This window comes from Pseudomonas sp. Irchel s3h9, assembly GCF_900187475.1.
In the GTDB taxonomy this organism is placed as follows: domain Bacteria; phylum Pseudomonadota; class Gammaproteobacteria; order Pseudomonadales; family Pseudomonadaceae; genus Aquipseudomonas; species Aquipseudomonas neuropathica.
In genome coordinates this window covers 61,737-85,748 of sequence record NZ_FYDH01000022.1, presented here as the reverse complement: position 1 = coordinate 85,748, position 24,012 = coordinate 61,737, and the positions used below count along the sequence as shown (strand labels likewise).

Below are 24,012 nucleotides of genomic sequence, written 5' to 3'. Positions count from 1 at the left end.
ATTACTACTACGACACCCGGGGGCAATTGCTGTCGATCCGCTACCCGGACAGCAGCCGGCATCGGCTGGTCTGGAATAGCCTCGGCCAGTTGACCGAGGAAACCCTGCCCGACGGTGGCGTGCGGCGCTTTTCCTACGACGTACTGGGGCGGCGGACCACGACCGCAGACGAACACGGTGCGGTCACCCGCCAGCATTGGGACGCGCTTGGCCGACTGATTCAGACGACTTTTCCTACCGGCAGCACCCGCGCCTACAGCTACGGCGCCTACGGTCAGGTCACTGCCGAACGGGATGAACTGGGGCGCATTACCCGTTATGAATATGACGACGATCTGCACTTGGTTTCGCGCCGAATCAACCCTGACGGCACGCGGGTGCAGTACCGCTACGACCATGCGCAACTGCTGCTCACCGAGATCGAAAACGAATCAGGGGAAAAGTACCGGCTGGACTACACGCCGACCGGGCTGATTCGTCAGGAAAGCGGTTTTGATGGTCGGCGTACCACGTACGCCTATGACCTCAATGGGCATCTGCTGGAAAAGACCGAGTTCGGTGATGACGGCTCTTGTTTGCTCACTGCGTATGAGCGCGATGCGGCCGGGCGCCTGCTGGTCAAAACCCTGCCCGACGGCATCAAGGTCACCTACCAATACGACCGTCTCGGCCGTTTGATTGGGGTCGACGACGGTCAGCAACACCCGCTGGCCTTCGAGTACGACCGTCAGGACCGGCTGATCACCGAGCATCAGGGCTGGGGCACCCTGCGTTACCGCTACGACGCCTGCGGCCAGCTCAAACGCATGCGTCTGCCGGACAACAGCGTGCTCGACTACCGCCACGCCAAGGGCGGCGCGCTGAACGGGATTGACCTCAACGGCACGCCGTTGACCCGCCATGTCTATCAGTCCGGTCGCGAACAACAACGTCAGCAGGGCCTGCTGCTCAGCGAATATACCTACGACGATCAAGGACGATTACTCGCCCACGCCGTAGGCCATCAGCGTGATGCGCTGTACCGCCGGGATTATGCCTACAGCGCCAACGGCAATCTCGCGCACATTGCCGACACCCGTCACGGCCAGCGCACCTACGGCTACGACGCCCTCGACCGCTTGATCCGCGTACGTCACTCGCGCGACGAACTGCCGGAAAGCTTCGCCCACGACCCGGCCGGCAACCTGCTGATGCAGGACCGCCCCGGTCCCAGCCAGATCAAGGGCAACCGCCTGCTGATGCAGGGCGACCGCCACTACGACTACGACGCCTTCGGCAACCTGATCCGTGAACGGCGAGGCCGCGCACAGACACTCGTCACTGAATACCGCTACGACTGCCAGCACCGCCTGATCGGCCTGACCCGCCCGGACGGACAAACCGCGTCTTACAAGTACGACGCTTTCGGCCGGCGTATCCGCAAAACCGTCAACGGCGAAACCACCGAATTCTTCTGGCAAGGCGACCACCTCGTCGCCGAAAGCAGCGAAAACGAATACCGCAGCTACGTCTACGAACCCGGCACCTTCCGCCCGCTGGCGCTGCTCGACGGTAAAGGCCCGAAAAAGGCCTGCCCGTTCTACTACCAACTCGACCACCTCGGCACCCCGCAGGAACTCACCGACTACAGCGGCGACATCGTCTGGTCCGCGCAATACGACGCCTACGGCAAAGTCGCCGCGCTGACCCTGGCTGGCGACGACTACCTGAACCAGCCGCTGCGTTTTCAGGGGCAGTACTTCGATGCGGAAAGTGGCCTGCATTACAACCGCCATCGGTATTACGACCCGCGGCTGGGGCGGTATCTGACGCCGGACCCAATCAAGTTGGCGGGTGGGCTGAATCAGTACCAGTACGTGCCGAATCCGACGGGGTGGGTGGATCCGTTGGGTTTGAACTCCAACTGCCCGCCGCCGAATAAGCCTGGGTGTGAGGTGCCGGGTGGAAGTGATGGGGCTCAGGTTGATGAGAATGAGCCGAAACTACCGGAAATTGCTCACAATATAGATCCAAAAACTTTGAAGCGAATACATACAATAGAGGGAAAGACCTCAACCAAGACAGTCGAGGATTATAAAAATAAAATGCGCAACGGGTACGATCCAGTAGATCCCATCGATGTCATAGAACATGACGGCAACCTGTATATTCTTGACGGACACCATCGCGCAGCAGCCGCACGGCAAACCTCAACAAATGTGACAATCAAACTCATAACCGACCTTATAAAATACGACAGAACTCTAAACAGTATTGAAGATGTAATAGAGTCAGCAAACAACGTAGGTTTAGACAGATTGGAGCATCGGAGAAGAAGATGAGCGATCAAAATGAAACTTTGGACATCCTGATAAATGACTTCATCTCCATGGTGGAGTCCAGCACGCTGATATTTGAGCGCAAATTTGGCACTCGAGACATTCGAAGGCTTTGGCGCACCAAGGTAATCAAGCGATGCGGGAGAGTTACTCGAGGCGTTAAATATGAATTACATGGTATTGGCTGCCGCATCAATTTATCGACAGGAAGCGTAGATTTCGACTATGGCCCTAACGGTGAAATCAATGGATTTGATACTTGGCGCCTATACAACTTTGCCCGTGAAAGACCCTCTAAACATAGAAAATATTGCGATGAAGAAACCATTAAAAAAGAACTCAAAGAATATATAGAGCTAAAAAAAATCAAAAAAATGTCAGGCATAAGTAACCTGTATGTATTGGCTGACTCAAAAGATACCGATTAGACACGACCACAAAAAGGGCCTGCTCACTCAGGCCCTTAAAACCAATTCCAGACTTTCAACCCAACCTATTCCCCTCACTGCTCATCCTCATCCTCTTCATACTCCATATCCGCCTCATCCGAATCATTCAACGGCACCGTCGCATCATCCATCAACGATCCCGGGTCCTCATTCCCCGGGTCATTGATAAATGGCAGTCCACTCGAACCTTTCTCTTCCTTGCCTTCGGTTTCAGGAGTCATGGCAACCTCGTCATTTCAGGGAGTGTATGACGTTCGAAAAGCCCTACAGCCAATCGTTCCAGAGTCTGACGAGCAAATACAAAAAACCCGGCAAAATGCCGGGTTTCCGTTTAACCCCCCATCAATGATGGCGGTTTTTATGTTTGTTCTTGTGTTTGTGGCCACCACCCGAATGAGAGCCACCATCGTCACCCAGGTTATTACCGACCGCACCACCCGCCGCGCCGCCCAAACCTGCGCCAATGGTCGAACCCGTTGAGCCGCCGAGGCTGTTGCCGACAACCGAACCGCCCGCCGCGCCGAGACCACCGCCAATGGCGGCTTCGGTTCGGTTGCGTTTATTCGCCCCGACGGCACTCCCGGCCGCGCCGCCAACACCCGCACCTACGGCCGCGCCAGTACTGCCACCGAGTTGTCCACCGACCACATTGCCGAGCGCGCCGCCCAAGCCGCCACCCACAGCAGCGGTGCCATCACCAGCGGCCATCGCCCCTTGTGCTACCAGCAAACCGAAAAACAGTGCAGATAATGACAAGCGCATATGAACCTCACAGTTCCCGAAGTGGGACAGTCCGCCCAGACATGGGCCTATGTGAGATTGGAGACGCAAACGGGAAAAACGTTCAGCCATGAAAAAGCCCGACATCGAGCCGGGCTTTTTCTGACAAGGGATTAGTCTCAGTGACGCTTGTGACCTTTGGACAAGTTACTGCCCACTGCGCCGCCCGCCGCACCGCCCAGGCCTGCACCAATGGTCGCACCGGTCTTGCCGCCCAGGCTGTTGCCGATCACCGAACCACCCGCTGCGCCAACACCGCCGCCAATCGCCGCTTTGGTCCGGCTCCCCTTGCGCGCCGCCACTGCGCTGCCCGCCGCGCCTGCTACGCCAGCACCGATTGCCGCGCCAGTGCTGCCGCCCATTTTCTGGCCGACGACATTACCCAGTGCGCCACCCAGACCACCGCCCAGCGCCGCGGTGCCATCACCGGCAGCCATTGCACCTTGAGCAACCAGAAGCCCCAGAACCAGAGCAGGCAGTGTTAAACGCATGACGAAAACCTCAAAAATTGGGATGACAAAAAGGGCCGGGATTTAATGCCGTCGCCGCGCAAAAGTCCAGCCGAAATCAGAGGCTTCGCGTACTCGGCGCCGATTGGACAGCGATTCTGCAAAAGGTTTTATGACAGGCAAAAAAAAGCCCGCTGGGGAGACGGGCTGGAGACTTGCTTTCTAACGGATGGCTTCACCCTACCGCGGTAGACGTGAAAAGTTTGTGAAAGCCCCCCCGCATTTGCCACCGAAGTGCGTAGGACATTTCTCTCACTCAATCAGCCATAAAAAACCCCGTTCAATGACGGGGTTATGCAGTGACAGATTATTTTCTGGATCGCGCGCTGACCTTGGGTAGAAATTTTGCCTTCGGTCCTTTCGGTGCTGTGGATTTGATCTTGCCGGTCTGCACCCGGTCCTCGCCAAAGCCTGACTGGTACTCGGTCTGACCGCACCGTACACAGTTATTGAAGGAAAATTCAGCGCCATCGTCTTCGATATACGGATCAGTCATACCATCGCCCCTTCGCCACCGGTCGACACCGGCAAAAACCCATTCGCCTGAAAAAATATCGACCTCCAACGCTTTTGAGACTAGCTGGTCATTCCTGGACTTGTTATTCAGATCTCCTGATGCCCGACGAATGGCCTACAAAAACTCAACGCGATGAAGTGCCATTGGTCCTGCACCGCTAAAGAATTGCAGAGACAGGCCGTTGACCTTTTTCATACAAATGAATCTCAAGGAGAGAACATGCAAATCAACGGATTCCCGAATATGCCTGTCGTAAAACTCACGGACGAACAGATCGCAGCCGGCAAGGCTGGCGCTGAAAAACTCAAGGAAAAGATCGCTTCCGGTGAAATCACCATCAAGTCTCCGGGTCCGGATACACCGGTTCTGCAACCAGGGGTCATTTACCATCCCAGCAAGCCAGTCGAACCCAACCCGCCTTCTGATACACCCCCTCTGGTCGCCATTGATACACCACTGACCTATGACGAAAGAGGCACCGTGATCCTCAAGCCACAAGGCTGATTGCACCGCAAGATTGAGCCCATTCAGCCTCTGAATGGGCTTACACACCCGTCAAACAAACTCAGCGCAACTTCACCGCCGTACCCGTCGCAAACACCACAACCATCCCGCCCTTCCCGCCGGGCATACTGATCTCAAAGTCCACCCCGACTACCGCATCAGCCTGCAGAGCGCGCGCACGCTCCCGTATTTCTTCGGTCGCCTGAATACGCGCCTCCTTCAAAGCCCGCTCCAGCGTCTGCGAACGCCCACCGAAAAAATCACGCATACCGGCAAACATGTCACGGATCACATTGACCCCCTGCACCGACTCGGCACTGACGATGTCCAGATATGCAGTGATCTGCCGGCCTTCAATGGCGTGAGTGGTGGAAATGATCATGGAGTGTCGTCCCTACAAGGATGAATAAATTCGCGATTGTAATGGCTCAAAGCAGACTTCACGCCGCTGCCAATAAAATCCAGACGCCAGAAACCACAAAACCCCTGACTTCTTTCGAAATCAGGGGTTTTGTGTACTGAATATGGCGGTGAAGGAGAGATTCGAACTCTCGATACAGTTTCCTGTATACACACTTTCCAGGCGTGCTCCTTAAGCCACTCGGACACTTCACCGTATCTCTTCAAACATGTTCTGTCTGTCGAGGCGCGCTAATGTAGTCGAAAGCTTTTCCGATGGCAAACTTTTTTTCAGAATTTTCATGCGGTTAAGAGAAAAAGTCGTTTTGCTCGCTGGTAGGCCATGGCAAACCGGCCAATCTTCGGTGGAGGTGACCCTTCTATATAGAAGCAGAATGCCTCGCCGCGCTGGCTACGCCGTGAAACGGTGACTGGCGAGTCAGTCACGGCGCTTTACCTGGCCTGCGGCGGTGGGTAACGTCTGCCCATCTTTCTTACAAGGAATAGCGTCATGAGTGAGTTGATTTCCTACCACCTCGAAGACGGTATCGCGACCCTGACCTTGAGCAACGGCAAGGTCAATGCCATTTCTCCGGACGTGATTGCGGCATTCAACGCGGCGCTGGATCAGGCGGTGACTGATCGTGCCATCGTGATCATCACCGGTCAGCCAGGGATTCTGTCCGGCGGCTATGACCTGAAAGTCATGACCGCCGGCCCTAAGGAAGCCGTATCGCTGGTAACCGCGGGTTCGACCTTGGCGCGTCGCCTGCTCTCTCACCCGTTCCCGGTCATCGTCGCATGCCCAGGTCACGCGGTGGCGAAAGGCGCTTTCATTCTGTTGTCTGCTGATTACCGCATCGGTGTCGATGGCCCGTTCAGCATCGGTTTGAACGAAGTGCAGATCGGCATGACAATGCATAACGCAGGTATCGAGTTGGCGCGTGATCGTCTGCGTCGCTCGGCGTTCCACCGCTCGGTGATCAACGGCGAGATGTTCGATCCGAAAAGCGCCGTGGATGCCGGCTTCCTCGACAAGGTGGTTGCCGCCGAAGAGCTGCAAGGTGCCGCCCTCGCCGCTGCGCGTCAGTTGAAGAAGATCAACATGCTCGCGCACAAGAACACCAAGTTGAAGGTGCGTAAAGCGCTGCTGGAAGCTCTGGATAACGCGATCATCCAGGATCAGGAGCATCTGGGCTAAGCCCGGCTGATGCGCAAAAGAAGCCCGACCGTCGTGTCGGGCTTTTTCTTGCACGCATGGTTTAAAAGTCTGCGACCGCTCTAGGACAGGTCTGACCCTCCATTCTGAAACATGCGCTTAAACATCGGCTATCTCCGCACTCTATAGCGGCAATTGCCGAAAACAGTGCACATCCGTACACTGCGCCACCTTTTGTCCCGGTGGGGCCTGAAAATGCTGTTCGTGTTTCGTATGTTATTGATGGGCCTGCACTTTATTCTGGCCGGCGTGCTCGGGGTGATTCTCGGGATCTGCCGCCCGTTCAATCCGGACAACAGCCGTCTGTGCGCCCGCCTCTATGCGCTACCAGCGATGTGTATTTTGCGTTTACGGGTGAATTCCGATGTCAGCGGTTTGCTGAACAAACCCGATAGCTGCGTGATCATCGCCAACCACCAGTCCAACTATGACCTGTTCGTGTTCGGAAACGTCGTGCCGCGCCGTACCGTGTGCATCGGCAAGAAGAGCCTCAAGTGGGTGCCACTGTTCGGGCAACTGTTCTGGCTGGCCGGCAATGTGTTGATCGACCGTGGCAATGCGCACAAGGCGCGTCAATCGATGCTCACCACCACCAACACCCTGCAGAACAAAGACACCTCGATCTGGGTGTTCCCGGAAGGCACACGCAACCTCGGCGAAGAATTGCTGCCCTTCAAGAAAGGTGCGTTCCAGATGGCAATTGCCGCTGGTGTACCGATCGTTCCGGTTTGCGTCAGCAGTTACATCAAGCACATGCGTCTGAATCGCTGGCGCAGCGGGAAAATCCTCATACGCTCGTTGCCGGCGATTCCTACAGCCGGATTGACCATGGACGACATGCCCATGCTCATCAATCAGTGTCGCGAGCAGATGCGCGAGTGCATTGAATCGATGGATCGGCAACTGCAAGCTGCCTGAAAAGACAACCCGCCCTGTGCGGGTTTTCTTTTACCCGGTGAACTGTACAGATTTCACTGACTCTCAAGCAGCGACACGGCTAAGCTGAAGCCTTGAATTCCCTGCCACCTGCCAAGAAGAAGTGAATCACCACCATGGGTCGAGTTGTTGCTGCTGCGGTGTACAGCGCAGGCAAGAAAGTCACCAATATTACCCTCGACGAAGGCGCTGCCTGGGCTGCGAAAACCGGTCACTTTGTGTGGATCGGTCTGGAAGAGCCGGACGCTCAAGAGCTGTCCAACCTGCAACGTCAGTTCAACCTGCACGAACTGGCCATTGAAGACGCCCTGGAAAAACACAGTCGACCGAAGCTCGAAACCTTTGGCGACGCTTTGTTTATCGTCACCTACTCCCCCATCCGCGAGAACGGCGTTCTGCAATTTATCGAGACGCACATCTTTGCGGGCAAGGGCTACATCATCACCGCGCGTAATGGCCACTCGGCGTCCTACGCCCATGTACGCCAACGTTGTGAGGCACGTCCACTGCTGCTGGAGCACGGGGAAGATTTCGTACTTTATGCGTTGCTCGATTTTGTCATCGAGAACTATCAGCCAGTCGGCGAAGCGATCCATGCCGAGATCGATGAGCTGGAGCGCAACGTGTTGTGCAGCGCGTTGAATGAGCATGACATTCAGAGGCTGCATGGCTTGCGCCGCGATGTCGTACGCCTGCGTCGGTACGCGGCGCCGATGGTGGAGATTGGCGAGGAACTGCAGAAGCTGAGTTTCCCGTTTATCGACAAGAACATGCGCCCGTACTTCCGTGATGTGCAGATTCACGTCACGCGGCAAATGGAAGACCTGACCACCCTGGCCGACATTGCCAGCCAGACCATCGAGATTGGTGTGTTGCTCGAGGCATCACGGCAAAGCGTGGTGCAACGCAAGTTTGCTGCCTGGGCGGCGATTCTGGCGTTTCCGACGGCGGTTGCGGGGATTTACGGGATGAATTTCCAGAACATGCCGGAGTTGAGCTGGCACTACGGCTATTTCGGTGTGCTGGGGTTTATTACGGTGGGGTGTGTGAGTTTGTGGGCAAGTTTCAAGAAGTCTGGTTGGTTGTAGAGCAAACCGAGTTGTCTGGAACATTCGCGAGCAGGCTCGCTCCCACATTGATCGGTGGCGCACCGGAAATCCAATGTGGGCGCGAGCCTGCTCGCGAAGCTTTTGGCCTTAGACAGTTTCTGGTTTGTGCGCCACAAAACGCATCATCCACTCCGCAACCGTAGCGCCATGGTGTTCCTGCTCCAGGCTCGCCACACCTTTGCTGTAGATTTGCGAACCCAGCGCTTCCTGACGCAGATCCAGCAGCGCCCGCGAATAATCATGGATGAACTCCGGGTGCCCCTGGAAGCACAGCACCTGATCGTTGATGTGATACGCCGCAAACGGGCAGAAATCACTCGAAGCAATGACGGTGGCGTTTTCCGGTAGCGCAGTGACCTGATCCTGGTGACTGATCAGTAGCGTCAGCTCTTCGCGTACCGGGTTCATCCACGGCGCCTTGGCCGCGAGTTTGTAGTTGTGGGTACCGACACCCCAACCCTGGGTCGCGCGCTCGCTCTTGCCGCCGAGCAGCAGCGCCAGCAGTTGATGGCCGAAGCACACGCCGAGCAGTTTGTCGCCGCGCTCGTAGCGGCTCAGCAGGTATTCCTTGAGGGTTTGAATCCACGGGTCAGTGCCGAACGAATCGGCCTTGCTGCCGGTGACCAGGTACGCGTCGAAGGTCTGGTCGTCGCTTGGGTATTCGCCCTGCATCACGTTGTAGACGGTGAACTCGGCGGCAATCGGTTGCTGTGAGAACAGGCGCTGGAACATCTGCCCGTAACCCTGATATTGATCGACCAGTTCTGGACGCAGGATGTCGGTTTCCAGAATGCAGATGCGTAGCGACATAAAAAATACCTGACACGTGATGGGAATAATGAACACCCCAGAGCCTGCCTTGAAACCCCCTGGCAAGGCAAGCCCCGGAATGCGCGTTGTCCTTAGAACATTTCACCTTTTGCCGCTTTGTCCAGCAGCAGCGCGGGCGGTGCGAAACGCTCGCCATACTGCTCAGCCAGATACTGCGCGCGGGCGACGAAATCTTTCACTCCGTATTGGTTGATGAACTGCAACGCACCGCCGGTCCACGGCGCAAAACCGATACCGAAGATCGAGCCGACGTTGGCATCCGCCGTCGAGGTCAGCACGCCCTCTTCCACACAACGCACCGTTTCAATGGCCTGCACGAACAACAGCCGATCACGCACGTCTTTAGGCGAAATCTGCCCGTCGGGCTTCTCGAAGCGCGGCTTCAGCTCGGGCCACAAATGTTTCTGCGCGCCGACCGGATAATCATAGAAGCCGCCACCCGCCGCTTTGCCCGAACGCTTGTACTCGTGAAGCAGCAAGTCAATCACGGCGAAGGCCGGGTGTTCAATCAGCGGTTTCCCTTCTGCCTGTAGGTCCTTGGCGGTTTGCTGACGGATATGGCTCATCAGGCTGAGGGAAACTTCGTCAGAGATCGCCAGAGGCCCGACCGGCATCCCGGCCTTGCGCGCTTCGGTCTCGATCATCGGCGCGCTCACGCCTTCGCCGAGCATGGCGATACCTTCGTTGGTGAAGGTGCCGAAGACGCGTGAAGTAAAGAAGCCGCGACTATCGTTGACGACGATCGGGGTTTTCTTGATTTGCAGGACGAAATCAAAACCTCGGGCAAGCGTTTCATCGGTGGTCTGTGCACCTTTGATGATTTCCACCAGCGGCATTTTTTCCACCGGACTGAAGAAATGCAGGCCGATGAATTTGCCAGGATCAGGCACAGCCTTTGCCAGCCCGGTAATAGGCAACGTCGATGTATTCGAAGCGATGACCGCTTCGGCGCCGACAACTTGCTGGGCGGCAGAGGAAACCCTGGCCTTGAGATCGCGATCCTCAAACACCGCTTCGATGATCAGATCGCAACCCGCGAGATCCGCATCACTTTCGGATGGGGTGATCCGCGCCAACACCTCATCACGCTTCAAAGCATCCATCTGCCCACGGGCGACTTTCTTGTCCAGCAACGCCGCAGAATGTGCTTTGCCTTTCTCGGCGGCAACCAGATTGACATCCTTAAGCACCACTTCAATGCCCGCCGAAGCACTGACAAAGGCAATACCCGCGCCCATCATCCCTGCGCCAAGCACGCCGACCTTACGCGTGACATACGGCGCAAAACCCTGCGGCCGCGAACCACCAGCATTGATCTCGTTGAGTTGAAACCAGAACGTGCCAATCAGGTTTTTCGAGATCTGCCCGGTGGTCAGTTCGGTGAAGTAACGGGTTTCGATCAAGTGCGCGGTGTCGAAATCGACCTGAGCGCCCTCGACTACCGCGCAGAGGATTTTCTCCGGCGCCGGCATTGTCCCTTGGGTCTTGCTACGCAGAATCGACGGCGCAATCGCCAGCATCTGCGCGACTTTCGGATTCGACGGCGTACCGCCCGGAATCTGATAACCCTTCACATCCCAGCGCTGCACTGCCGTCGGATTGGCAACGATCCAGGCGCGCGCCTTGGCCAGCAACTCATCGCGATCCGCCGCCAGCTCATCAATCAAACCCGCCTGCAACGCCTGTTGCGAACGCACTTTCTTGCCTTCGAGTAAATACGGCAGCGCTTTTTCGATGCCAAGCATACGCACCATGCGCACCACCCCGCCGCCGCCCGGCAACAGGCCGAGAGTTACTTCCGGCAGACCGAGTTGCACTGATGCATCGTCCAGCGCCACGCGGTGGTGACAGGCGAGGCAGATTTCCCAACCGCCACCCAGCGCCGCGCCGTTGATCGCCGCGACCACCGGTTTGCCGAGGGTCTCTAGGGTGCGTAACTGCGCTTTGAGGGTCAGCACCATGTCGTAGAAGGCTTTGGCTTCGGGCTTGCCGATCTTGATCAGCTCCTTAAGGTCGCCGCCGGCAAAGAAGGTTTTCTTCGCCGAGGTGATGATGACCCCGGCAATCTGGTCTTTTTCAGTCACTAGACGGGCAACGCAAGCGGCAATGGCCTCGCGGTAAACGGCGTTCATGGTGTTGGCGCTCTGGCCCGGCATGTCGATGGTCAGCACGACGATCGCGTCCTGGCCTTTTTCGTAACGAATGGCTTCGCTCATAACAAGGTTCCTTGAATTCGGGGCTCAGAGGCGTTCGATGATGGTGGCAATGCCCATGCCGCCGCCGACGCACAGCGTCGCCAGGCCATAGCGCAGACGCCGCGCTTCCAGCTCATCGAGCAAGGTGCCGAGGATCGCGCAACCGGTCGCGCCCAGCGGGTGGCCCATAGCGATGGAACCGCCGTTGACGTTGACCTTGTCCGGGTCGACCGCCATGTCCTTGATGAACTTCAGCACCACCGAGGCAAACGCTTCGTTGACCTCGAACAGGTCGATGTCTTCAACGCGCAGCCCGGCCTTTGCCAGTGCCTTGCGCGTTGCCGGCGCCGGGCCGGTGAGCATGATGGTCGGATCGGTGCTGGTGACCGCCGTGGCGACAATGCGCGCCCGAGGTTGAAGGCCCAGCGCACGCCCCTTGGATTCGGAGCCGATCAGCATCAGTGCTGCACCGTCGACGATCCCTGAGCTGTTGCCCGGGGTGTGCACGTGATTGATGCGTTCGACATGGCTGTAGACCCGCAGCGCCGTGGCGTCAAAACCCATCTGGCCGATCATTTCGAAACTCGGCTTGAGCTTGCCCAAGCCTTCCAGAGTCGACTCGGCACGAATGAACTCATCGTGATCGAGCAGAATGATGCCGTTCTGGTCCTGCACCGGCACCAGCGACTTGTTGAACGAGCCGTCAGCCCGGGCCCGCGCGGCCTTCTGTTGCGAGTGCAGCGCATAGGCATCGACGTCCTGACGGCTGAAGCCTTCCAGCGTGGCGATAAGGTCCGCGCCAACACCTTGCGGAGTGAAATGGCTGTGCAGGTTGGTTTGCGGGTCCAGCGCCCAGGCGCCACCGTCGCTGCCCATCGGCACCCGCGACATCGACTCGACGCCACCGACCACCACCAGGTCTTCGAAGCCCGAACGCACTTTCATTGCGCCAAGGTTGACCGCTTCGAGTCCCGATGCGCAGAAACGGTTGATCTGCACACCCGCGACACTGACGTCCCAATCGGCCACTTGCACTGCGGTTTTGGCGATGTCCGAGCCGTGATCGCCAATCGGCGTCACGCAGCCAATGACCACGTCATCGACCTGACTGGTGTCCAGCGCGGTGCGCGCTTGCAGCGCGGCCAGCAGACCGGCCAGCAGATTCACCGGTTTGACGCTGTGCAGGGCGCCATCGGCCTTGCCTCTGCCACGGGGCGTGCGTAACGCATCGAATATCAAAGCTTGGGTCATGACGTCCTCGAACCTGTGCGGGGAGTGATTGCTTGTGACTCCACTCTTGACCCGTGCGGCCATGGATTCAATGACCACAGCGCTCAATGCGGTTGACGCACACGCTCAGACGGACGGTCATCGGCAGCTGGGTGAACCGGTTCAGGTCGGCGAGTTGTCTAGCCAGCGGCCGGCAAAGAAGCTGGCAATAAGCCTCATGCCTTTTTTATCGCATCTGGCAAGCATTCCATATGAAATGGATCTAAGCCAAGCGTGACGCGGCCCCTAATGTAGAACATGTACGTCAGGGTCGTCGGGTTTTGCCGAGGCAGACGTTCTTCAACAGGAAGTGCAGCGCTTGCCGTCATGGATATGCAGGCAGGCATCAGGAAATAACAATAAAGGCGGTCAAGCCATGTTCAAACAACCGAAAGTTCGTCAAGCAGGGCTCATTCTTTTCGCCACGACGCTGTTGTTGATTTTGCCGAATCTGACCAAGGTCATCGGCTGAGTCGAGCGGCAGGCGCTGTTCATCGCCACTGAAAATGTGACTGGCCCGCTACCCGGGCCAGCGTGGCTGTGCCAACCTTGGCGCACTCTCACGACATGGACGGCGATCATTTGAAAGCGCTCATTGTGTTCGGGGCCATGCTGCTGAGCATGCCCTTGTCTGCCGCCCAGTTGGATCTGCAACTGGGCGCAAGCAGCCGCACCTGGCAGACCGAGGAATTGCTCAAGCATCCTCAAGTGCAAACCCTGACGATCAAAAACGATGTGTCCTACAAGAAGGACATGACTTATCGCGCCGTGCCTGTGGCCGCATTACTGACAGGGATCAAACCGCAGGATCACCTGCAAGCGGTGGCACTGGACGGCTTTGCCGCCGAGTTGTCAGCTGCGCCGTTGCTTAATACAACAGGTGCGCGAGCATGGCTGGCCATCGAAGATCCGGCGCAGCCGTGGCCACCGCTGTCGGAAGGCAAGCACAGCGCCGGGCCGTTCTACCTGGTCTGGACCGATCCGCAGGCCGGCAATATCAGCCCGGAGCAGTGGCCGTTCGAAGTCGCGAGCATCAAGCGCATGGCGCCGGTGGCCGAACGCTTCCCTGCCCTGCTGCCGGATCCTGCGTTGAAGGCAGATGACCCGGTGAATCAAGGGTTTGCGCTGTTTCAGAAAAACTGTCTGGCGTGTCACCGGTTGAACGGTGCGGGTGATGCGCAATTCGGGCCGGATCTGAATATTCCTTACAGCCCGACCGAGTATTTCGGCGCGGATTTCCTCAAGCGCTACATTCGTGATCCGCAGAGTTTGCGTCAGTGGCCGCAGGCGAAGATGCCAGGGTTTTCGGTGGAGGTGTTACCGGAGGGGGATCTGGAAATGCTGGTGGGATATCTCAAGCACATGGCCGGGCGCAAGGTTAAGCCCTGAGCACATTTCCTTAAAGGAGTGAGCCTGCTCGCGATAGCGGTGTATCAGTCAGCACATTTGTAACTGACAGACCGCTATCGCGAGCAGGCTCGCTCCCACAGGGGTACGGCGTTTACTGTTGTTGCACCGAGATGATCGGAGTTGGCGAGACGAACACTTTCGCATGCATCTGCTCACACCCACCGCCCCGGCGCATACCGCGCACCGGGCAGGCATCCAGATAATCCAGACCTACCGCCAGTTTCAGATGGCGCTCGGGCCGCGCCAGTTCATTGGTCACATCAAAGCTGTACCAGGCGTCATCCAGCCACGCTTCAGCCCAGGCGTGGCTGGCCAGATGCTCGCAATCCTCGCTGTACAGATACCCCGACACATAACGCGACGGAATCCCGAGACTGCGTGCGCAAGCCAGAAACGCGTGAGCATGATCCTGGCAAACACCCGCACGCCCGGCGAAGGCCTCGGCGGCGCTGGTGTCGACCTCGGTGGACCCCGGCGTGTAGGTCATGTGCTGATTCAAGCCGTGCATCAGATCGATCAGCGCTGTGCGATCACGCCGCTGCTTGCAGGATTTCTCGGCGAACGCGCGTAACGCCTCATCCGCCTCGGTCAAACGGGTAAAGCGCAGGAACGGCAGCGCCGACTGGCTCTCATGCTCGGCCTCGCGCAGTTCGTCGATATCGACCTGCCCGCGCGCACCAATGATGATCGCTTCGTGCGGCTCGTCCATGGTCAGCACATGCAGGATATTGCCGAACGGATCGAGTTGCGCACGCACCGGGCGCGGCAGATCGAGCTGCCAGCTCAACACGTGTTGACGTTCGCTATCGTGTGGGGTCAGTCGCAGGTACTGGATGCTCGCCCGCACCTGATCCTCGTAGTGATAGGTGGTCTCGTGGCTTATGGAAAGTCTCATGCAGCCTCCAGGTAGGAACTGTGAATGGCGTTGCCCAACTGGCGCACCAGCGGGATGAATTCGGTCAGCCACGCGTGCAGGCCTTCCTCGAGAATTTCGTTGATGCCGGTGTAGCGCAGGCGCGCGTCCATCTCTGCCGCCAGACGCTGGGCCGGACGGCCATTGGCACCGGGCAGTTGCGCGAGAATCTGATCGATCTCTTCGGTGCAGGCACGCAGTGAACGCGGTACATCGGCACGCAACAGCAACAACTCGGCAACATGCCGGGCGCCGGGCGCATCGCGGTAGATTTCGGTGTAGGCCTCGAATGACGACAAGGCGCGCAGCAAGGCGCTCCACTGGTAGTAGGCGTGGGCCGTACCGTCGCTGACTGCTTCAGCCTGATCGCCAGCCATTTCATAGCGCGCATCGAGCAATCGCAGGGTGTTGTCCGCGCGTTCGATGAACGTACCGAGGCGAATGAAACGAAACGCATCATTACGCATGATCGTGCCGTACGACGCACCACGGAACAGGTGCGAACGTTCCTTGATCCATTCGCAGAAACGGCTCATGCCATAGCGACTGAGGCCCTGTTCGGCGATGCCGCGAATTTCCAGCCACGTCGAATTGATGTTCTCCCACATGTCCGCCGTGATGCGCCCACGCACCGCATGGGCACTGGCCCGCGCCGCGCCGAGGCAGCTGTAAATGCTCGCCGGGTTAGCCGCATCGAGGGCAAAAAAATGCAGCAGACGCTCAGCATGTAGCGCGCCATGGCGCTCGAGGTAATCGTCAAGGGTACCGGTGATCAGCAACGGCATGGCCAATTCGTGCAAACCATCGCCACGACCGTCCTGCGGCATCAGCGACAGCGAATAACTGATGTCGAGCATCCGGGCGAGGTTTTCCGCCCGCTCCAGGTAACGCGACATCCAATACAGATCCGAGGCAGTTCTACTTAACATGGCAAGCTTCCTTCAATCCTCGACCACCCAGGTGTCCTTGGTTCCGCCACCCTGGGAGGAATTCACCACCAAGGAGCCTTCGCGCAGCGCCACGCGGGTCAAACCGCCGGGAACCACCCGGGTTTCGCGCCCGGACAAGACAAACGGACGCAAGTCGATATGGCGCGGCGCGATGCCGTTTTCGACAAAGGTCGGACAGGTCGACAGCGACAGCGTCGGTTGCGCGATGTACGCGTGGGGTTTGGCTTTGATCCGTTCGCGGAAAGCATCGATTTCCGCTTTCGTCGATGCCGGCCCGACCAACATTCCGTAACCGCCTGAGCCTTGGGTTTCCTTGACCACCAGATCTGGAAGATTGGCCAGCACATGAGAAAGTTCAGACGGGTTGCGGCATTGCCAGGTCGGTACGTTCTTCAAAATCGGCTCTTCGTCGAGGTAGAACCGGATCATGTCAGTAACGAACGGATACACCGATTTGTCGTCCGCTACGCCGGTGCCGATGGCGTTGGCCAGCACCACGTTGCCCGAGCGATAAGAGGACAGCAGCCCCGGCACACCGAGCATCGAATCGGGATTGAACGCCAGTGGATCGAGAAACGCGTCGTCGAGCCGACGGTAGATAACGTCCACCGCTTTCGGGCCGTCCGTAGTGCGCATGAAAACTTTGTCGTCGCGAACGAACAGATCCGCGCCTTCCACCAACTCCACGCCCATTTCCCGCGCCAGGAATGCGTGCTCGAAGAACGCACTGTTGAAGCGCCCCGGCGTCAGCACCACCACGCTCGGGTCATCGATCGGACTTGAGCTTTTCAGGGTGTCGAGCAACAGGTTCGGGTAGTGATCGATCGGGGCAATACGCTGCGCGGCGAACAGCTCCGGGAACAGGCGCATCATCATCTTGCGGTCTTCGAGCATGTAGCTGACGCCGCTCGGTGTACGCAGGTTGTCTTCGAGCACGTAATAAGTGCCGTCGCCGTCGCGCACCAGATCGACGCCGGAGATGTGCGAATAGATATCGCGGTGCAGATCCAGGCCTTGCATCGCCAACTGATATTGCTCGTTGGCCAGCACCTGTTCGGCGGGAATGATCCCGGCCTTGATAATGCGCTGCTCGTGATAGAGGTCGGCGAGGAACATGTTCAACGCCTTGACCCGCTGGATGCACCCGCGCTCGACGATTCGCCATTCACTGGCAGGGATGCTGCGCGGGATGGTGTCGAAAGGAATCAGGCGCTCGGTGCCCTGCTCGTCGCCATAGAGCGTGAACGTGATGCCGGCGCGATGGAACAGCAGATCGGCCTCGCGTCGCCGCTGGGCCAACAGCTCATCCGGCGTATCAGCCAGCCATCGGGCGAACTCCCGATAATGCGGGCGAACCTGGCCGCCGGCATCGTACATCTCATCAAAATAGGTGCGGATCATGCCGTACTCCTTGTCACCCGGACATACAGGCCTTCGCAAGGCCCGTGCCATCGGCATAAACGCTTTGATTTCAATCGGTTGGAAATACACGCCGCAGGCACCGCACCATTCCTGTGCGGCAAATGCCCCAACCGGATTGCCCCCGCTTCATTGCGACGCACTGCATCGCCTATCACCAGCATAGTCAGAGTTGATTTCACTGCCCGGCGCTGCCTGCGGATAATCCGCACATTCGCTGCAAATCTTCACCGGCCCCGGCGCCATGAAGCGGCCAGCTCAACTGATTGGGATCGCCTCGGCGGCCCGCCCCGCTGTAACCCTGACCGGTTTCCTCTCCTTATCGGTCTTCCCTTTTAGCCACCCTCTCCGGTGGCTTTTTTTTGCCTCGGTTTCTTGTTTCAGGGTTTTGCCACAGCGTTTTGCTTATGCCGGAAATGACAACGGCCAACCCGAAGGTCAGCCGTTGCTCAACAAATGAAACCAGAGATCAGTTCAAACGGTGGCGGTTGCGCACCTCCTGCTTCACACCCCAGCCTTCGATAATGCCACCCAGAGGTTCAACCACGGCAGAGAATCCCTGCTCGAAGTCGCCGATATCGTCATATGTCGCGTACATCACTTTGCTCAATTCCAGCGCCCACGCACCGTCATCACGCAGGCTGACCTGGGCATTGATGGATTCACCACGAAATTTGCCTGCCGCCCTGCGCGCCCGCTCCTCGTCCGGGAAAATTGCGTAGAACTCGATGGGATGGAATCGGGAAAAATCGAAACCGCCTTCTTTCATGCGGCGCAGAACATTGCTGCTGATGTCTTCTTGATAGGCTGTGCTCATGAATCGTCCCCCTCGCATAGATGGATAGACTTTCCGTATTCCCGCCCCGGGCCTCTGGCCAAAGTACGACGGCAACGTGGTTGCACGCGGGAACAAGCATGTAGCTGACAAGACCAGACCTTAGCGATCCGTTCGCTGATCTCGGTTGCAGAGTAGCCCCAAGATAGAGCTGCTGCCAAGGCCTGGTGTTGAAGGTGACAAGAAGTATTTCAGATTGGGGTGATGCTGCGGATTTCGATGCTGTTCTGGGTTTTCAGGCTTTTGACGCCAGCATCGGCGGTGCGCCCTTCCAGATCGTTCAGATCCAGTTCGGCGGCGACGGGCAGGAGCCGTGCCTTGATCAATCGAGCGGCCTCATCGTCGCTGGGGCATTCCGCGCGCTCGAACACCTCATCGACAATTTCACCATGATCGTCCACGAAAGTGACTTTCCACTTTTGCATCGGTGCCTCCTCGATCAAACCCGCAAATGGGCTTACACCTATCTCGACTGTGTACGCCGAAAGTTGGTTCAAAAGGATTACAACGGGCGAAGATGAAAAAAACGACATCGACTGTAGGAGTGAGCCTGCTCGCGGTAGCGATTTCTCATCCAACGCTGATGTTGGTAGACAAACCGTAATCGCGAGCAGGCTCACTCCTACAAAGACTTGCAGCGATTATTCAGTCGTTGCTTGGCTTGTTGATCGCCTGCAGCACGTACTGCGGCAAGGCGAACGCACCAATGTGGATTTCCGGGTTGTAGTAGCGGGTGACGATGCCGCTGCCGATGAAGCGCTGTTGCAGGGTTTCACGGCTCAGTTTGCGGTACGCCGGATTGGTCGAGCCCCAGGCGAAAGTCATCGAGCCGCCGATGTAGGTCGGCACGGCTGCCTGGTAGAAGTGCCAGTCCGGGAACAGGCTGTTCAGGCGACCGGCAGTGGTTTTCACTTCGTCAATCTGCATGAACGGCGTACCGTTCTGGGTCACGAGGATACCGCCCTCGTTCAGGCAGCGATGGCACGCCTGATAGAAGTTCTCCGAGAACAACACTTCGCCCGGGCCGATCGGGTCGGTGGAGTCGGAGATGATCACGTCGAATTTTTCCGTGGTGGTGGCGACGAAACGCATGCCGTCGTCAATCACCAGGTTCAGGCGCGGATCGTCGTAGGCGCCGCTGGAGTGGTTCGGCAGGAACTCTTTGCACATATCGACCACGGTGCCGTCGATCTCGACCATGGTGATGTGCTCGACACCGGCATGCTTGGTCACTTCACGGAGCATGCCGCCGTCACCGCCACCAATGATCAGCACGCGCTTGGCGCTGCCGTGGGCGAGGATTGGCACGTGGGTGAGCATTTCGTGATAGATGAATTCGTCGGCTTCGGTGGTCTGGATCACGCCGTCCAGCGCCATCACCCGGCCCATGCGCGGGTTCTGGAAAATCACCAGGTGCTGGTGTTCGGTGCGCACTTCGTGCAGCAGTTTTTCCATGCGAAAACGCTGGCCGTAGCCTTCGTAGAGGGTTTCCAGGTACTCGCTGGTTTTGGTGACGGTCATGGTGAAGTGCTCCGATGAATGCGCGGGCGCCAATCGTGGGGACGATTGCCCGGGAAAGGCGCGCATTCTACGTTGCCGAAGATGACAGGTCGAACCTCACAACCACAATCCCCCTGTAGGAGCTGCCGAAGGCTGCGATCTTTTGATCTTGTTTTTTACAATCAACATCAAAAGATCGCAGCCTTCGGCAGCTCCCACAGGGGTATTGCGGTGTTAGCTGATTCAGATCCGCACGTTGCCCCGCGGTCCGGCAATCGCCCAGATGATCAGGCCCAGCACTGGCAGGAGGATGATCAGCAGCACCCAGACGATTTTCATCCCGGTGGTGGCGCCGCTTTTCAGCACATTGATGATGGCCCAGATGTCGAGGGCGAGGATGATCAGGCCAATCAGACCGTTGAACGTGGAACCCATGGTGTCGCTCCAGAATAGTGGCATGCACTTTTAGGATAGACGGTCGCGCGCAGGGTTCCCTTTTATTGCTATCTCGCTCAGACGTGCACGGCGATCTTGAGCGCTTCGAGCGATGGCGCAGCGGCGATACCGACTTCGGCGCACAACTCCAGCACCCGTGACACATCGTTACCGTAGACCAGTACCACCTGCAGTTCGTCGTCGAGCAACTGGCTGAAGTCCATCAGCGTGTAACCGCCGTTTTCCTTGTTCATGCTGCTCATTTGCACCTGGATGCGGTTGAGTGCAGTCAGGGCTTCGGTCTTGGCCAGTTGCTTGGGTTTGAGGTTGAAATCCACGCCCGGGCCGAACGAGGCGACGATCTGTGCAAACAGGTCAACGTAGGTGTCGGCCTGGAACAGCACGGTTTCCGGCAGGCTGCCGACCACGACCCACTCGCCCAACGCAATCGGGAATGTGTCGTCGTAGTTGATGTCCGGATTGGCTGCCAGAAAGGCATCGGCATCGGCGTAGGCTTGCGCGGCTTCGTCAGCCACTTTCACGATCTCGTCCTCGCCCATGCAGCCAGAGCTGATTTTGCTGATGAGTTCGACGAGTGCGGCTTTCATGAGGTCTGATCCTGTGGCGAAGGTGAATTTCGAGGGCGCGGAGGATAGCGCACAAAGCAAAAGATCGCAGCCTTCGGCAGCTCCTACGTTCAGCGCTCATCCACGGAATGGCAGGCCAACGCGTTCAATGTAGGAGCTGCCGCAAGCTGCGATCTTTTGAGGCCCGTCAGGCCAGCAGTTTTTCCAGCTGCGCGGTGGTATCAACCGCCCCCATCGTGCGCGCCGCATCCAGCGCTGTCACGCCATTGGCGTCCTTGGCTTGCGCATTGGCACCCTTGCTGATCAGGTAATCAACGATTTCAACGCGGTTGAACATCGCCGCCATCATCAGCGCCGTACGCCCATCAAACGACGAGCCTTCGATCTCTGCGCCCGCTTCGACCAGCGCCTTGACCACCGGCAGATCGCCTTTGAATGCGGCGCCGGCAATCGGGCTCTGGCCGTTGCCATTGCGCATTTCCGGGTCGGCCTTGTGTTTAAGCAACACCTGCACCGCATCCAGATGGCCGTAATAGCTGGCCAACATCAACAACGTGTCACCCTTGCTGTTCTTCAGGTTGACTGGCAAACCGGCCGTGACCAGGCGATCAAGCATCTCGGCATCACCGTCGCGCGCCTTGTTGAAAACCTGCTCGGTGAATTCGGCAGCTTCTTCAGGGGTCATCTGGCGGCTTTGGTCGGACATGGGGCAACTCCACTTTCGGTCAATCGGAAAGCCGACAGTTTCCCGAGCGAGACGGTGGCTGTCACCCCCTTTTTCTCAAGTCGAGCCATAGCCAGATTCAATAACGATGCTTGCCCTGATGAATTTCCGCCAACACTTCATCGGTGACCCGAACGTAAGTCTGCGTGCCGGGCAGCCATGCGAAGATCGGGTCATCCCCCGTCTGGCCGGGATCGAAGCCTTCGTTCTTGAGTCGGGTTTTCTGGTATTTGAAGGTGCCAGTGGTTTCCATCTTGACCTTCACTCGCAGGAACAACGGCACGGCATAAGCTGGCATGCGCTCCCGGGCAAAAGTCAGCAACTCGGCGAAATCCAGCGTCGCAAGGGATTCCGCCGGGGTGATCGCCGCCATACCGGCGCGGCCGTTGGTATTGCAGATCTCCACGCCATAAGCCACCGCCTCGGAAATATGCGGGTGTTGCAGCAGAAGATTTTCGACTTCGGTGGTCGAGACGTTTTCGCCCTTCCAGCGATAGGTGTCGCCGAGGCGATCGACAAATTGAGCGTGGCCGAAGCCGATGTTGCGTAGCAGGTCGCCGGTGTTGAAAAAACGATCGCCTTTGCTAAACACGTCGTGCAACACGACCTTGGCGGTTTTCTGTGGATCGGTGTAGCCGTCCAATGGAGCTTTTTCATCGATCCGTGCCAGCAAAAGCCCCTGCTCGCCTTTGCCGACCTTGCGCATGAATCCGTCAGGACTGCGGATCGGCTCGCCGCTGTCATGATCGTAGGCGACCAATTCCCAAGCCATCAGGGAGAAACCGATGGTGTTGTCGAAGTTGAGAATGTTGGTGAATCCGATGTTGCCGTCGCTCGCCGCGTACAGCTCACAGATGTGCTCGACGGCAAAACGTGTCTTGAACTCGGCCCAAGCGCCGGGGCGCAAGCCGTTGCCGATCATCTTGCGCACATCGTGACGGCTGTCATCGGCGCTGGCCGGTTGATCGACCAGGTAACGGCACAGCTCGCCGACGTAACCAATGGTGGTTGCACGGTAGCGGCGCACGTCGCTCCAGAACTGACTGGCGCTGAACTTGCGACGGATCGCGAAGCCCGAGGCACCGTTTACCGCCGAACCCCAGCACACGCAAAGACCGGTGGCGTGGTACAGCGGCAAAGTGCAATAGACGACATCGTCTGGACTCATGTTAAGGGCGATCATGCCGAAACTGGCGGAGCTGCGCATCCAGCGCCCATGCTTGAACACCCCGGCCTTGGGCAGGCCGGTGGTGCCGGAGGTATAAATGTAGAAACACGGATCGTCGAAGAAGATCTGCTGGCTGCTCGGCGGATTCTCGCTGGAGGCGTCGGCACTGGCGCTGATCAGATTGACGTACCCGTCGGGCGCAATGCCCGGATGGCTGTAGGTGTCCTGATCGGCGACAAACCAGGTGCGCGGTGCAGTGATCGCTACTTGATCGCGAATCGCCGCATACGCCGCAAGCAGTTCTTCGCCCACAATAATCGCCACCGGCGCCACCAGATTCACACTGTGGACAAGTGTGTCACGCGTCTGCGAGGTGTTGAGCAGCGCGCTGACCGCGCCGACCTTGGCCAGCGCCAGAATGGTCACCAGCAGTTCCGGGCGGTTTTCGATAAACACCGCGACCACGTCGCCCTTGCCGATGCCCTGCCCGTTCAGATAGTGAGCGATGCGGTTGGCCCACTGGTTGACCTGCGCATAGGTCAGCCGCACATCGCCGTGCAATAACGCCGGCCCCTCGGGATTGCGCAGTGTCGCTTGCTCGAATGTCCAGCCAAGGCCACAGCTTTGGGTCGGATCCGTGACGTTGGCCACCTTCATGCCCTTGACCACCCGCGGGATGGCTTTGGCAATCATCGGCAGTTTGCGGAGCATCATGCCCCAGGTAATCGTGTCGCTTGGCGCGTGACTCATGACAACTCCCCGTTCGACCTTGACGTGCAGGTCGATGTTTTTATTTTTCGGGCTTTGACTTGAAGCAACCGGCGCATTCGAGCACAGGTCGAGGTCGAAAATACGTCAGCGCTTCTCGGGCTGTACACGCGGTTTTTGCAATGTTTTGTATCCGCTGCTCTTTAGCGAGCACAGCGGATCTGCGGATCTGCGATTGGTTCAATCGAATCGATATCGATCCCGCAAAATGCAGGATGCACGATGGCCATTCATGCACTTTGCACGACAACCTGAATTTTAATTATTT

25 protein-coding genes and 1 tRNA gene are annotated in these 24,012 nt (G+C 57.9%); 7 read left to right on the top strand and 19 right to left on the bottom strand.

Features of this window, described 5'->3' with window-relative positions:
• The coding region (locus CKW26_RS27860; protein WP_177409297.1) for an RHS repeat-associated core domain-containing protein at window positions 1-2,321 on the top strand (2,321 nt) is incomplete at its 5' end.
• Window positions 2,318-2,746: a hypothetical protein gene (locus CKW26_RS27855; RefSeq protein WP_095050938.1), complete on the top strand. Its 429-nt coding sequence runs from the start codon at window positions 2,318-2,320 to the stop codon at window positions 2,744-2,746. The genes CKW26_RS27860 and CKW26_RS27855, both read left to right, overlap by 4 nt.
• Before the next feature lie 74 nt (window positions 2,747-2,820).
• Here the strand turns inward: CKW26_RS27855 and CKW26_RS30135 are convergent, their stop codons facing one another.
• The 4 genes from CKW26_RS30135 to CKW26_RS27840 form a co-directional block, all read right to left on the bottom strand.
• Window positions 2,821-2,988 (bottom strand): hypothetical protein, encoded by a 168-nt coding sequence (locus CKW26_RS30135; RefSeq protein ID WP_007914082.1) that lies wholly within the window; start codon window positions 2,986-2,988, stop codon window positions 2,821-2,823.
• Window positions 2,989-3,109: 121 nt separating this feature from the next.
• Complete coding sequence (locus CKW26_RS27850) at window positions 3,110-3,529, bottom strand: YMGG-like glycine zipper-containing protein (RefSeq protein WP_007914081.1); 420 nt, start codon at window positions 3,527-3,529, stop codon at window positions 3,110-3,112.
• A 137-nt stretch (window positions 3,530-3,666) separates the two neighbouring features.
• Entirely contained in the window at window positions 3,667-4,038 is a 372-nt protein-coding gene (locus CKW26_RS27845; protein ID WP_007914079.1) for a glycine zipper domain-containing protein, read from the bottom strand.
• Between the two features lie 325 nt (window positions 4,039-4,363).
• Window positions 4,364-4,552 carry a hypothetical protein gene (locus CKW26_RS27840; RefSeq protein ID WP_095050941.1) on the bottom strand — a complete coding sequence of 63 codons (189 nt, stop codon included), beginning with the start codon at window positions 4,550-4,552 and terminating at the stop codon, window positions 4,364-4,366.
• A 240-nt stretch (window positions 4,553-4,792) separates the two neighbouring features.
• Here CKW26_RS27840 and CKW26_RS27835 point away from each other — a divergent pair, with 240 nt between their 5' ends.
• Window positions 4,793-5,077 (top strand): hypothetical protein, encoded by a 285-nt coding sequence (locus CKW26_RS27835; protein WP_095050937.1) that lies wholly within the window; start codon window positions 4,793-4,795, stop codon window positions 5,075-5,077.
• Window positions 5,078-5,138: 61 nt separating this feature from the next.
• Here the strand turns inward: CKW26_RS27835 and CKW26_RS27830 are convergent, their stop codons facing one another.
• Together CKW26_RS27830 and CKW26_RS27825 are read right to left on the bottom strand one after the other, a co-directional pair.
• Window positions 5,139-5,459, bottom strand: a complete 321-nt coding sequence (locus tag CKW26_RS27830; RefSeq protein ID WP_016985528.1) for a YbjQ family protein — start codon at window positions 5,457-5,459, stop codon at window positions 5,139-5,141.
• Between the two features lie 143 nt (window positions 5,460-5,602).
• Window positions 5,603-5,692: transfer RNA gene (locus CKW26_RS27825), tRNA-Ser, on the bottom strand.
• A 295-nt stretch (window positions 5,693-5,987) separates the two neighbouring features.
• On the opposite strand from CKW26_RS27825, the gene CKW26_RS27820 reads away from it, so the two are divergent.
• The 3 genes from CKW26_RS27820 (at window position 5,988) to CKW26_RS27810 (ending at window position 8,719) form a co-directional block, all read left to right on the top strand.
• The gene (locus CKW26_RS27820) at window positions 5,988-6,677 is read left to right on the top strand and encodes a crotonase/enoyl-CoA hydratase family protein (protein ID WP_093441795.1); all 690 of its coding nucleotides are present in this window, start codon (window positions 5,988-5,990) and stop codon (window positions 6,675-6,677) included.
• 213 nt (window positions 6,678-6,890) lie between these two features.
• Window positions 6,891-7,613 (top strand): 1-acyl-sn-glycerol-3-phosphate acyltransferase, encoded by a 723-nt coding sequence (locus CKW26_RS27815; protein WP_095050936.1) that lies wholly within the window; start codon window positions 6,891-6,893, stop codon window positions 7,611-7,613.
• A 134-nt stretch (window positions 7,614-7,747) separates the two neighbouring features.
• Window positions 7,748-8,719: a magnesium and cobalt transport protein CorA gene (locus CKW26_RS27810; RefSeq protein ID WP_095050935.1), complete on the top strand. Its 972-nt coding sequence runs from the start codon at window positions 7,748-7,750 to the stop codon at window positions 8,717-8,719.
• 108 nt (window positions 8,720-8,827) lie between these two features.
• Here the strand turns inward: CKW26_RS27810 and CKW26_RS27805 are convergent, their stop codons facing one another.
• The 3 genes from CKW26_RS27805 to CKW26_RS27795 form a co-directional block, all read right to left on the bottom strand.
• Window positions 8,828-9,550 carry an amidotransferase gene (locus CKW26_RS27805; RefSeq protein WP_095050934.1) on the bottom strand — a complete coding sequence of 241 codons (723 nt, stop codon included), beginning with the start codon at window positions 9,548-9,550 and terminating at the stop codon, window positions 8,828-8,830.
• 92 nt (window positions 9,551-9,642) lie between these two features.
• The gene (locus CKW26_RS27800) at window positions 9,643-11,787 is read right to left on the bottom strand and encodes a 3-hydroxyacyl-CoA dehydrogenase NAD-binding domain-containing protein (protein ID WP_095050933.1); all 2,145 of its coding nucleotides are present in this window, start codon (window positions 11,785-11,787) and stop codon (window positions 9,643-9,645) included.
• A gap of 24 nt (window positions 11,788-11,811) precedes the next feature.
• Window positions 11,812-13,017 (bottom strand): acetyl-CoA C-acetyltransferase, encoded by a 1,206-nt coding sequence (locus tag CKW26_RS27795; protein WP_095050932.1) that lies wholly within the window; start codon window positions 13,015-13,017, stop codon window positions 11,812-11,814.
• 585 nt (window positions 13,018-13,602) lie between these two features.
• Here CKW26_RS27795 and CKW26_RS27785 point away from each other — a divergent pair.
• Window positions 13,603-14,424 carry a cytochrome c gene (locus CKW26_RS27785; RefSeq protein WP_093441765.1) on the top strand — a complete coding sequence of 274 codons (822 nt, stop codon included), beginning with the start codon at window positions 13,603-13,605 and terminating at the stop codon, window positions 14,422-14,424.
• Between the two features lie 112 nt (window positions 14,425-14,536).
• On the opposite strand, the gene CKW26_RS27780 is transcribed toward CKW26_RS27785, so the two are convergent.
• The 10 genes from CKW26_RS27780 to CKW26_RS27735 all read right to left on the bottom strand — a co-directional run bounded on the left by CKW26_RS27780 (window position 14,537) and on the right by CKW26_RS27735 (window position 23,726).
• The gene (locus CKW26_RS27780; protein WP_007914065.1) at window positions 14,537-15,340 is read right to left on the bottom strand and encodes a transglutaminase family protein; all 804 of its coding nucleotides are present in this window, start codon (window positions 15,338-15,340) and stop codon (window positions 14,537-14,539) included.
• Window positions 15,337-16,287, bottom strand: a complete 951-nt coding sequence (locus CKW26_RS27775) for an alpha-E domain-containing protein (RefSeq protein WP_016982907.1) — start codon at window positions 16,285-16,287, stop codon at window positions 15,337-15,339. Before CKW26_RS27775 ends, CKW26_RS27780 begins: the two co-directional genes overlap by 4 nt.
• A gap of 12 nt (window positions 16,288-16,299) precedes the next feature.
• Window positions 16,300-17,709, bottom strand: a complete 1,410-nt coding sequence (locus CKW26_RS27770) for a circularly permuted type 2 ATP-grasp protein (RefSeq protein ID WP_007914061.1) — start codon at window positions 17,707-17,709, stop codon at window positions 16,300-16,302.
• 487 nt (window positions 17,710-18,196) lie between these two features.
• Window positions 18,197-18,544 carry a ribonuclease E inhibitor RraB gene (locus CKW26_RS27765; RefSeq protein WP_093441760.1) on the bottom strand — a complete coding sequence of 116 codons (348 nt, stop codon included), beginning with the start codon at window positions 18,542-18,544 and terminating at the stop codon, window positions 18,197-18,199.
• Between the two features lie 209 nt (window positions 18,545-18,753).
• Entirely contained in the window at window positions 18,754-18,987 is a 234-nt protein-coding gene (locus tag CKW26_RS27760; RefSeq protein ID WP_007914057.1) for a hypothetical protein, read from the bottom strand.
• Window positions 18,988-19,207: 220 nt separating this feature from the next.
• On the bottom strand, window positions 19,208-20,083 hold the full coding sequence (gene speE, locus CKW26_RS27755) for a polyamine aminopropyltransferase (protein WP_016982904.1): 876 nt from the start codon (window positions 20,081-20,083) through the stop codon (window positions 19,208-19,210).
• A gap of 222 nt (window positions 20,084-20,305) precedes the next feature.
• On the bottom strand, window positions 20,306-20,497 hold the full coding sequence (locus CKW26_RS27750; RefSeq protein WP_007914053.1) for a PLDc N-terminal domain-containing protein: 192 nt from the start codon (window positions 20,495-20,497) through the stop codon (window positions 20,306-20,308).
• 77 nt (window positions 20,498-20,574) lie between these two features.
• Window positions 20,575-21,105: a hypothetical protein gene (locus CKW26_RS27745; protein ID WP_095050930.1), complete on the bottom strand. Its 531-nt coding sequence runs from the start codon at window positions 21,103-21,105 to the stop codon at window positions 20,575-20,577.
• A gap of 166 nt (window positions 21,106-21,271) precedes the next feature.
• Complete coding sequence (locus CKW26_RS27740; RefSeq protein WP_095050929.1) at window positions 21,272-21,790, bottom strand: ankyrin repeat domain-containing protein; 519 nt, start codon at window positions 21,788-21,790, stop codon at window positions 21,272-21,274.
• Window positions 21,791-21,887: 97 nt separating this feature from the next.
• Window positions 21,888-23,726 carry a long-chain-acyl-CoA synthetase gene (locus tag CKW26_RS27735; protein WP_095050928.1) on the bottom strand — a complete coding sequence of 613 codons (1,839 nt, stop codon included), beginning with the start codon at window positions 23,724-23,726 and terminating at the stop codon, window positions 21,888-21,890.
• Between the last annotated feature and the right edge of the window lie 286 nt (window positions 23,727-24,012).